Here is a 10,063-nt window from a genome sequence, read left to right as displayed (position 1 = left end):
CGGAGGCTGCACCTCCCGGGGAGGCCGCACCGCCCGCGGAAGCCGCACCGCCCGCGGAGGCTTCGCCGGGATCGGCACCGGCCCCGGACGCCGCGCCCGAAGAGGGCGCACCACCGGCCGAGCCGCAGACCGCCATGAGCGAGGACGGCTCCTACAACGTGGGCACCCAGATCGTCCCCGGAACGTATGTGTCCTCCGGACCGGTGGAAGGCGGCGTCTGCTACTGGAAGCGCCTCGGCGCCGGTGACCACGGCGAGATCCTCGACAACGCGATGACGAAGAAGCCTCAGACGGTGTCGATCGAGGCGACGGACCGGGCTTTCAGCACCTCCGGCTGTCAGCCGTGGCAGCGGTCGGACTCGGCGGCACCCGCGAAGACCCTGCCGCCGATCGTGGCCGGACTCCAGTTCCGGCAGTGGATCAACACCATCGACAACAACGCCCGCCAGTCCGGCAACGGCGCGCTGCCCCCGCGCTGACGCCGCCTAGAACTGTGGCAGCCGGACCACCTGGACGAAGAACTCGTCGATCTGGCGTACCGCGTTCATGAACTGATCGAGGTCGACCGGCTTTGTCACGTATGCGTTGGCGTGCAGTTTGTAGCTGCGGAGGATGTCCTCCTCCGCCGACGAGGTGGTCAGCACGACGACCGGGATGTGCGACAGGTCGGGATCGGACTTGATCGTCTCGAGGAGCTGCCTGCCGTCGTACTTCGGCAAATTGAGGTCGAGCAGGATCAGATCCGGACGCGGCGCGTCCGGGTAGGCGCCTCGCTGATACAGGAAGTCGAGGCCTTCCTCGCCGTCGTGCGCGACATGAAGGTTGTTCTTGATCTTGTTGTGCTCGAACGCTTCCCGGGTGATCAACTCGTCCCCGGGGTCGTCCTCGATCAACAGGACGTCGATGGCGCGGCCGGCCGTGGTCATGAGGGTGTTCCTTCCGGTGAAGCCGCCGCCAGTTCGTCGGTTGCGGCGTGGGGCGCGGTGAGCGCAGCGGGCAGGGTGAAGCGGAACCGGGTCCCGTCGGGGTAGTCGGTGTCGATCCAGATGGCGCCACCGTGGTGTTCGACGATCTTCTTGCACAACGCCAGGCCGATGCCGGTGCCGGTGTAGGTGTCGCGGCCGTGGAGCCGCTGGAAGATCACGAACACCTTGTCGACGAACTCGGGGCCGATGCCGATGCCGTTGTCCGAAACGGTGATGAGCCACTGCCCATCGTGGTCGCCGGCGCCGGCCTCGCAGTCGATGACGATGCGTGGAGCGCGGTCCTCGTGCCGGAACTTCACGGCGTTGCCGATCAGGTTCTGCCAGAGCATCGCCATCAGCGTCGGGTCGCCGACCACCCGGGGCAGCGGCGCGGACCGGACGATCTGCGCGCCTGCCTCCTCGATCGAGGTCTCCAGATTGGACAGCGCGGCGTCGAGGGCGGCGTCGAGCTCGATCTCGGCGTACGTCGCGTTGAGGCGGCCGACGCGGGAGAACGTCAGCAAGTCGTTGATCAGCACCTGCATCCGCTTGGCCCCGTCGACGGCGAACCCGATGTAGGAGATCCCGCGCTCGTCGAGCTGATCGCCGTACCGCTTCTCCAGAAGCTGACAGAACGAAGCCACCTTGCGCAGCGGTTCCTGCAGATCGTGCGAGGCGACGTAGGCGAACTGCTCGAGTTCGGCGTTCGACCGACGCAGGTCCACGGCCTGCTCGTCGAGTGCTTCGGCCTGCAGCACCAGCCGCTCGCGCGCCGATCGCGACGAGTCGAGCTCGTCGACGATGCGCTGCCGCATGTTCTCTACGTCGACGGCGATGCCGCGGATGTCCTTGGGTCCCCGGGGGACGATGCGTTCGGTGAAATTGCCTTCGGTGATGCGGCGGCATGTCTCGGCCAGGCGTTCCAGCGGGCGGCTGACCGCGTTGCGGACCAGCACCGCCAACCCCACCGCCGCGGCGATGAACGCCACCACGATCGCGACGAGAACCCGGTCCCGCCAGGTGCGGACCTCGGCGAGTTCGCCCACGCCGGTGGCTCTCGCCGCCGACAACTGCTCGTTCTGGACGTTGAACAGGGCCCGCAGGTTGTCGAACTCGAGCTTGCCGCGCTCGGCGGTCGTGCTGTCGACGAAGCTCGGTTGGCCGGGAGTGATGCTGCGGATCAACGGCTCCGCATAGTTCGTCCGCCACGAGTCGGCGGCGTTTTCGATGGCGTCCAGGTCGGTGAGCAGGTCGGGCCGGTCAGCCAGCCTGGCGCGGATGTCATCGGCGGCGACCTGCTCCGCGCGCTGTCCGTCGTAGTACGGCTGGAGGAACTGGCGATCGGCGGCGATCGCGTATCCGCGAACTGCGGTCTCCTGATCACGCAGGGCGGCCTGGAGTTGATAGGCCGCCACCCGGGACGGCTGGATGCCGTCGACCAGATCGCGGGCCACGCCGTCGGTACGGTTGAGCAGCACCACGGTCGCCACCGCGCCCGCCAGTACGACGAAGCCGATGACGGCCAGCACCAGGGTCTGCCAGCCTGCGACCGTCAGCTGCGAGCCCCGGTGCCGATCGGCGACGGATGCTGGTTCACCGGTCACTGCGGCGTCCGTTCCACCCGCACCACCGCAATGTCGTCGGTGATGCCGCCGTGGCCGCGCGCCATCTCTTCCGCTCCGTTGATCAGCGCTTCGACGAACTCCGGACCGGGCAGGTCGGCCAGCGACCGGGCCAACGCGAGGAGTCCGTCCTCGCCCAGCCGTTCGTTGCCGCGGCCGGAATGCCCTTCGAACAGCCCGTCGGTCAACAGGACCAGACCCTTCCCGACGGGGAGTTCGACCTGTTGGGGCGCCCAGTCACCGGAGTGCAGCCCGAGGGCGGGACCGCCGGGTGGCTCCACCCAGTCGACCGTCCCGTGACCGTGCAGCAGCATCCCCGGATGACCGGCACGGACCGCGGTGATGAGCGGTTTGTCTGGCGGGATCGCCAGGCTGAGCACGGTGGCGAAGATCCTCCTGCTGGCGCGCTCGGCATGCAGGATCCGCTCGAGCTGTCGCATCCGCTCGCTGCCGCGCAGGCCGGCGAAGGTCAACGCGCGCCACGCGATGCGCAACGCCACGCCGAGCGCCGCCTCGTCCGGCCCGTGACCTGCGACGTCACCGATCATCACGTGCACCGTGCGGTCCGGTGTCTGCACGAAGTCATAGAAGTCGCCACCGAGCAGGGCGTTCTCCCGGCCGGGGCGGTACTGCGCGACGATCTCGACCCCCGGATTGTCGAGCAGCAGCGGCGAGGGAAGCAGCCCGCGTTCGAGCCGGGAGTTCTCCCGGGCCCGCAGCCGGCTGGCGTGCAGTTCCACCGCGGTCAGCTCCGCGCGCTTGCGTTCGATGGCGTAGAGCACCGCGCGACGCAGCATCTCGGGTTCCACCCGGCCCTTGACCAGGTAGTCCTGGGCGCCGGAGGCGACGGCGGAGACCCCGAAGTGCTCGTCGTTGCGGCCGGTGAGGACGATCACCGGGATGGTGGCGTCGCGGGCAGCGATGCGGTCGAGCGCCTCGATGCCGTTGACATCGGGCAGATGCATGTCGAGCAGCACGCAGTCCGGGCGCCTTCTCGTCAGCTCGCGTTCGGCCTGCGCCATCGACTCGGCCCAGACGACGATGAAGTCGGCGTCGGCGTCGGCCACCAGTTCTTGGACGAGTACGGCGTCGCCGCGGTCATCCTCGACCAACAGCAGGGACAACGTCTGACGCTCGATCGGGGGTGGGAGCACGGGCATCGGTCCCGAGTCGTGCGGGGCGCGCATCGGCAAGTCGTCCTTCACCTCACATCACGCGGGCCGCGTCCGCCTCCGACCGAAGCGACGCTGACGACAATACCCAGCGGGTCCGGCGCCGGCGCGGCGATACCGGTGTATTCCGCCGGGTGAGGCGCCGATCCCCGTCAGGACGCCAGCACGAACGACAGGAAGAAGCCGCCGGCGGTGGCGAAGGCGTTCAGCGGCCGGCCGTGTTCGAAGGCCTCGGGCATCAGGGTGTCGGCCAGCGAGGCGAGCACCGCGCCGCCGGCGTACGCCAGAGCCACCGCGAGGACGTGTTCGCTCATCGCGCCCGCTGTGAAGCGGCCGATCACCACCGCCGCGGCCAGCAGCACCCCGCACGCCACCCACGTCCCGATCACCGCACGCGCACTGGTCCCGCCGCTGCGCATCGCGACGGCGCTCACCAGGGCCTCCGGCAGATTCGAGAAGAAGATCGCCACCAGCAGCGACAGCGAAACGCCGCCGACCAGGGACACTCCGAGGGCGAGGTTCTCCGGCACACCGTCGAGGGTCACCGCCGCCAGCAGGGCGAGGCCCATTCCCGAACGCCCGCCGGACGCCGCGACCTCGCGCTCGTCCGGGCCGGACTTGCCGCTGATGTGGCGATCGAGCGCGGTGTCGATCAGCACGAACGTGGCGGCGCCCGCCAGCAGGCCCAGCCCCGACGGAAGTGCGCCGCCCATCGTGAACGCCTCTTCGAAGAGTTCGAAGGCCAGCGCCGAGATGAGGGCGCCGCTGGCGAACGCCAGCAGTACCCCGGTGACCTTCTTGGGTGGACTCCACCGCACACCGACCGACGCCCCGATGACGAGGGCGCTGGACGCGGCGAGCCCGAACAAGACCGCGGTGAGCACGTCGGCATCCACTCCTTTCCGGTACCGATTACGGTGTGGCCGTTTCGGCGCCGTCCAAACCGCCGCGGAATAGGCCGCTGCCGGCGAATGGTTGGCTCTCGACATGACCGACATCACGTTCGACCCGCGTGCGCTGGTCGCCCAGAGCCGGCTGGGTGTGCTCGCCACGCTGAAAGCCGACGGCCGTCCGCAGTTGTCGCCGGTCACGCCGTACTACGACCGCGACGCCGACCTGCTCTACGTGTCGATGACCGAAGGCCGGGCGAAGACCGCCAACCTGCGCCGGGATCCGCGTGCCGCACTGGAGGTGACGAGTCCCGACGGGTGGTCCTGGGCCACCGCGGAGGGCACGGTCACGCTCACCGGCCCGGGCACCGACCCGCACGGTCCCGAAGTCGAGGCCCTCGTCGACTATTACCGCAGGGCTGCGGGCGAGCATCCCGACTGGGACGAGTACCGCAGCGTCATGGTCTCCGACCGGCGCGTGCTGATGACGATGACGGTTGCGCACGTCTACGGCGAACGCCTGCGCTGAGGTTGCCGCTCAGGCGGTGGGAGCCGCCCCGAGCACCTTCTGCAGGTCGGGCTTCATCGCCTGCAGCTGAGCACCCCAGTACCCCCAGCTGTGGTTCCCGTCCGGCGGGAAGTTGAAGATCGCGTTTCGCCCGCCCGCGGCGACGTAGCTCTCCTGGAACGCCTTGTTGGTGTTCAGCGTGATGTTCTCGAGGAAGCCGGCGGAGAACGTCCCGCCGAAATTGCCTCCCGCAGTGCTCAGGTCCGATGTCGTGCCGGTGCCGCAGTACACCCACACCGCCGTGCCGTTGGCGACCAGCCTGGCGATGTTGACCGTCGGGTCGTTGCGCCGCCATGCGACGTCACGGGCCGGCCCCCACATGTTCGTCGAGTTGTAACCCCCCGCGTCCTTCATCGCCAGCCCGATCATGGTGGGCCACAGGCCCAGTGAGGGATTGAGGTAACCCGACAGCGATCCCGCGAAGATGAACTGGGCGGGATGCCAGATCGCGAGGTTCAGCGCTGACCCGCCCGACATCGACACGCCCACAACGGCATTCCCCGTCGGTGAGATGCCGCGGTTGGCCGCCAGCCAGGCGGGCAGCTCCCGGGTGAGGAAGGTCTCCCACTTGTAGGTGACGGTGCCACTGGAACCCGCCGCCGGCTGGTACCAGTCGCTGTAGAAACTCGACTGTCCGCCGACGGGCATCACCAGCGACAGCCCCGACTGGTGGTACCACTCGAACGCCGCGGTGTTGATGTCCCACCCGTTGGCGTCCTCCTGGGCCCGAAGGCCGTCGAGCAGGTACACCGCGCGGGGGCCGCCGCCCTGGAACTGGATCCGGATGTCACGGCCCATCGACGGCGACGGCACCGCCAGGGTCTCGACCGGCAGTCCCTCCCGCGAGTAGGCCGTGGCGGTGGCGGACTGGCCCGCGATCCCCAGCAGCCCCGGCAGCATCAGCGCGAGCAGGACGACGACCGACGCCCGGGGTGTCCGTGCGCGCGACCTGGACTCAGAACAAGCCATCATCGGTATCCGTCTCGGTTCGTTGGCAGTGCACCGGGCACGGTATCGCCGTCGAAGCGGTCCGGCGTGCCGCCCACGCCGGGCCGTGATCGGCTTGTGATCAGGGGACTCGGCGACCTTCCTCGCCGTCCCCGAGCGCGACGAACACGGCTTCGAGCACCGCGGGCCTGCCCGCACGCAGCGCGGTGTGCCGCGACGCGGTGTTGAGGCGGTCGATCGTGCCCAACAGCAGGCGGTCCCGGTCGCCGACGAGGCGCGCCCAGCATGTCTGCGCCGATGCGGCATAGCGACGGCCGGCGTACTCGGGTTCGATCACCTCCTCCAGGATCTCGTCGCCCTCGAGCCAGTTGACCCGGCCGGGGGCCACCGCGAGCAGTCCGACGGTGCGCCCGCCCGCACGCACGGCATGTGCCCGGCCGGCCGCGCACCAAGCGGTCACCGCCTCCGCGTCGGCGGCGAAGATGTTGCGGCGCAGCGCCGGATCGGTCGTTGCCAGCCTGCCGTACGCGCGGGCGACGAGTCGTACCGCCTCGTCGCCGACGTCGAACCGTGTCAGCTCCACCCGGCCGTCCGGGGCGGCCATGTCGCGGCAGCGTCCGGCGTGCACTGTCAGGTCGGTGACGACTCCGGCACCGGTGAGCCGGCCGGGTGCGGCATAGAGGCGCAGGGCGCGCGGCGCGAACGCCGCCCACTCCGACCGCACGCAGTCCCGCAGGTCGCCGAGGTCCTCGAAGTCGTGGGCGACGACCTCGACGAACGGCCGTCCGATGTCGCGGCCGCGGAACCTGATGCCGCCGAGTAGGTCGCCCCGGGAGGAGCCGACGAGGCGGTGCGCGAACTCGCCGGGGGAGATGCCCGGCAACCGCACCTCGCGGAACTCCGCCGCGAATTCGGGATCGTCGACCCGAGCCGTCTGCTCCGACAGCCAGTCGTCGACGACGCGGTGGCCCCCGTCGCCGTACACCAGATGCGCAAGTGCGTACTGGTCGGCGAGTGAGGGCCACCGGGTCGAAGACATGCGGACGAGCCGATCAGATGCGGCTCGCCGGGGCAACCGATTTCAGGGCCGGAAGGATCCGTTCACCCGGTTGGGGGAGACCAGTGTGCCGTTGATCGTCGAGCTCATCGATCCGTTCTGCGTGCGCTCGAGGCGCTCAGCCCGCTGGAGCTGACGCTTGTTGCGCACCTTCTCGCGGAACTCCGCCTGCTTCAGCTGCTGCTTCTCGAAGACCGTGAGGTCGTCGTTGTCACCGGTGAACTGCACGCCGAGCGACGAGCCGTCGGGACGCACGATCCAGGACGCGCGGGTGGTGCCGGCGGCCGCGGTGTAGATGCCGGCGGGCGGTTCGGCGGGCGCGGCGGTGAATTCGTAGGTGGTCCCGTCCATGGTCAGGTCACCCTCGACATCGGTGCCGTCGAACGACGCCGTCAGCGTGTCGCGGAACCGGGACGTGATGTCGATGCCGCCGGCGTTCTGTTCGCCGAAGAACCAGGCTTCGTCGTCGGTGCCGTTGCAGGCGTACGCGGTGATGTTCTTGCCGTCGACGGTGATGCCTATCGTCATCGCGGCGCCGTCCTTGTCCATGTCGGCGACGAAGGTGGCCGACGGCGGGAAGGCGGTGGCAGCGGATGTGGCCGACGAACTCTGTGTGGCATCCGGTTTCGCGGGTTCGGAGCCACCGCCGCAGGCCGACAGGGTGCCCAGTGCGAGCAACGCACCGGAGCAGGTGAGCACGATCCGGCGGTATCCACCCATGAATAGGTCCTTTCTGTGCGCTCCGGGCGGAGCGGGTCATTCCCATCGACGGGCCGGGGGTCGAAAAGGTTCATCGCGGTTCGCGGTGACCTCCGCGCCGCGGTGCCAAGCCTGACAGAATCGGGCACAACCGGTGTCGGGTTGAACCGGATCGCAGTCCCACCCGTCGAACAGGTGAGAGATGACAAGCCCGGAGACGCCACCCACAGCGCGCACCGCCGGCCAGGCCGAGCAATTGCGCGCGATGCATGATGCGCACAGCCTTCCGCTTCAGCGCTATGTGCTGCGGCTGACCCGCGGCGATCAGCAGTTCGCGGAGGATGTGGTGCAGGAGTCACTGTTGCGGCTCTGGCAGAAGCCGGAGGTGCTGGCCCGGCCGAGCGAGTCGGTGCGGGCCTGGCTGAACACCGTCGCCAAGAACCTGGTCATCGACGATCGTCGCAGCGCGCGCTTCACCCGCGAGCAGCAGACCGAAGAGATGCCGGAGCGGCAGACGCCTGACATCTTCGGCCCCTCGGTCGACAAGATGGTGCTGGCGGACGTCTTGCGGTCGTTGAGCCCGGAGCACCGGGCTGCGATCGTCCGGACGTACTACCTCGGGCAGACCATCAGTGACATCGCCGCCCACGAGGGGGTTCCGCCCGGCACCGTGAAATCACGGCTGCACTACGCGGTTCGGGCGTTGCGAACAGCTTTGGAGGAGAGGGGGGTGGTCCGATGAGTACGGACGACAACCTGGCCGAGTGGGATGCGGCCTACGTGCTCGGCGCCCTGACGCCGCAGGAGCAGCAGGAGTACGAGCGGTATCTCGCCGCCGACCCTGCGCGCGCCGCGGAGGTGGAGGAGCTGCGGGTGATCCCGCCGCTCCTCGACGCGCTGACACCCGAGGAGGCCTACGCGCTCCTCGATCCGGCCGGCACGGACGAGGAACCGGGGGAGCCCGCCGCGGTGACGTCCCTCGCCGACGCCCGCGCCGGGCGGAAGGGCCGCTCGCGGACGGGGATGTGGACGAGTGCGCTGGCCGCCGCCGCGGCACTGCTGCTCATCGGCGGCTTCGTCGGGTACGCGGTGATCCCGCGGCAGGCCACCCCGACGGGCGAGGTGGCGCTGCAGGCGATGTCGCCGGGCTCCCGGGGCGGTGTCAGCGCCGCGCTCGCGGTGTCCGAGAAGGGGTGGGGCACCCGGTTCGACTGGACGTGCGAGTACACCGCCGAATGGGCCACCGGCGTGGCGAGTTACGACCTCGTGGTCACCACCGTCGACGGCGCTCAGTCGACGGTGGCGTCGTGGAGTCCGGCCGGCGACGAAGCCACCGGGCTCGCCGCCGCCACGGTCATCCCCACCTCGCAGATCCGCACCGTCGACATCCGGGTCGCCGGGACGGACACCAAGCTCGCGGTGACGACGGTGAACGCCTGACCGGGACGACTCAGCCGCAGAGCCGCCGCACCTCCGCGTCGGCCGCGTCGGCGTCCCGCAGCCGGGCCGCCTGATCGGGATCGGAGTTCTGCGCGCCTGCCGTCGCTGCGGCCGCGATGTCCATGAGTGCGTCGGCGAGTCGGTGCACCGCACCGGACAGCTCGGTGGGGGTCGCCGGATCGAGGCGCGCCAGCAGGTACTGGCCACCGTCGAAGAGGGACAGCCGGGCATTGGCGGCCGCGGCGAGCGATCCCGCGACGTCGTCAGGCGCGACGGGCCCGGGCTCGCCGGTGTTCAACGACACCCCCGTCCGCACCAGTTCCGCTGCCGCACAGGTGTTCTGCCGGGCCTGATCGCGCTGCGCCTGCGGGTACTGCACATCAGCGGCCGACCCGGGGAACGTGCGCCACAGCGCCCACCCGGACAGGCCGAGTGCCGCGACGGCGAGCACCAGCGCAGTGCCCGACACCCACCGTGAGCGTTGCGGTACCCCGGTGTCCGGCGTCTCACCGGGCAAAGGCTGCGACATGTCGGCGATCGTAGCCGCGACGAGGCGGACTCCCACATCGATGGCCGGGTCCGCCGGCGCGCCCGCATCCGAAATAGGATCTCCGCATGCGGCTGCCGGTGCTCATCGCGATCACGGCGGCGACGGTCGCGCTGAGCGCGTGCAGCCCGGCCGCAACCGAGCCGCAGCCGCCC

General features: G+C 69.8%; 12 protein-coding genes. 4 read left to right on the top strand and 8 right to left on the bottom strand.

Annotation, left to right across the window (positions count from 1 at the left end; all coding sequences use genetic code 11):
• The coding region (locus Q2100_RS25995; RefSeq protein ID WP_302916386.1) for an Rv1352/Rv1906c domain-containing protein at positions 1-479 on the top strand (479 nt) is incomplete at its 5' end.
• A 6-nt stretch (positions 480-485) separates the two neighbouring features.
• Here the strand turns inward: Q2100_RS25995 and Q2100_RS25990 are convergent.
• The 4 genes from Q2100_RS25990 to Q2100_RS25975 form a co-directional block, all read right to left on the bottom strand.
• Entirely contained in the window at positions 486-926 is a 441-nt protein-coding gene (locus Q2100_RS25990) for a response regulator (RefSeq protein ID WP_264011030.1), read from the bottom strand.
• Positions 923-2,569, bottom strand: a complete 1,647-nt coding sequence (locus Q2100_RS25985; RefSeq protein WP_302916385.1) for a sensor histidine kinase — start codon at positions 2,567-2,569, stop codon at positions 923-925. Before Q2100_RS25985 ends, Q2100_RS25990 begins: the two co-directional genes overlap by 4 nt.
• On the bottom strand, positions 2,566-3,774 hold the full coding sequence (locus Q2100_RS25980; RefSeq protein WP_302916388.1) for a PP2C family protein-serine/threonine phosphatase: 1,209 nt from the start codon (positions 3,772-3,774) through the stop codon (positions 2,566-2,568). Before Q2100_RS25980 ends, Q2100_RS25985 begins: the two co-directional genes overlap by 4 nt.
• A gap of 137 nt (positions 3,775-3,911) precedes the next feature.
• A complete protein-coding gene (locus Q2100_RS25975) occupies positions 3,912-4,643 on the bottom strand; it encodes a ZIP family metal transporter (protein WP_302916384.1) in 732 nt (243 codons plus the stop codon).
• A gap of 103 nt (positions 4,644-4,746) precedes the next feature.
• Between Q2100_RS25975 and Q2100_RS25970 the strand changes: the two genes are divergently transcribed.
• Positions 4,747-5,178, top strand: coding sequence for a PPOX class F420-dependent oxidoreductase (locus Q2100_RS25970; RefSeq protein WP_264011027.1), 432 nt, complete (start codon positions 4,747-4,749; stop codon positions 5,176-5,178).
• A 9-nt stretch (positions 5,179-5,187) separates the two neighbouring features.
• Here the strand turns inward: Q2100_RS25970 and Q2100_RS25965 are convergent, their stop codons facing one another.
• From Q2100_RS25965 to Q2100_RS25955, 3 genes are all read right to left on the bottom strand, one after another.
• A complete protein-coding gene (locus Q2100_RS25965; protein WP_302916387.1) occupies positions 5,188-6,117 on the bottom strand; it encodes an esterase family protein in 930 nt (309 codons plus the stop codon).
• 169 nt (positions 6,118-6,286) lie between these two features.
• Positions 6,287-7,204: a hypothetical protein gene (locus Q2100_RS25960; RefSeq protein WP_302916383.1), complete on the bottom strand. Its 918-nt coding sequence runs from the start codon at positions 7,202-7,204 to the stop codon at positions 6,287-6,289.
• Between the two features lie 42 nt (positions 7,205-7,246).
• The gene (locus Q2100_RS25955) at positions 7,247-7,942 is read right to left on the bottom strand and encodes a hypothetical protein (protein WP_302916382.1); all 696 of its coding nucleotides are present in this window, start codon (positions 7,940-7,942) and stop codon (positions 7,247-7,249) included.
• Between the two features lie 181 nt (positions 7,943-8,123).
• Between Q2100_RS25955 and Q2100_RS25950 the strand changes: the two genes are divergently transcribed.
• Positions 8,124-8,663, top strand: coding sequence for a sigma-70 family RNA polymerase sigma factor (locus tag Q2100_RS25950; protein WP_269895235.1), 540 nt, complete (start codon positions 8,124-8,126; stop codon positions 8,661-8,663).
• Positions 8,660-9,361 carry an anti-sigma factor family protein gene (locus Q2100_RS25945; protein ID WP_302916381.1) on the top strand — a complete coding sequence of 234 codons (702 nt, stop codon included), beginning with the start codon at positions 8,660-8,662 and terminating at the stop codon, positions 9,359-9,361. The genes Q2100_RS25950 and Q2100_RS25945 overlap by 4 nt, the downstream gene beginning before the upstream one ends.
• A gap of 10 nt (positions 9,362-9,371) precedes the next feature.
• Here the strand turns inward: Q2100_RS25945 and Q2100_RS25940 are convergent, their stop codons facing one another.
• Positions 9,372-9,890 carry a hypothetical protein gene (locus Q2100_RS25940; RefSeq protein ID WP_302916380.1) on the bottom strand — a complete coding sequence of 173 codons (519 nt, stop codon included), beginning with the start codon at positions 9,888-9,890 and terminating at the stop codon, positions 9,372-9,374.
• Positions 9,891-10,063: the final 173 nt, after the last annotated feature.

Origin of the sequence: Mycolicibacterium arseniciresistens, from assembly GCF_030519285.1 — a bacterium.
Lineage (GTDB): Bacteria > Actinomycetota > Actinomycetes > Mycobacteriales > Mycobacteriaceae > Mycobacterium > Mycobacterium arseniciresistens.
This window is presented reverse-complemented; position numbering and strand designations above follow the sequence as displayed.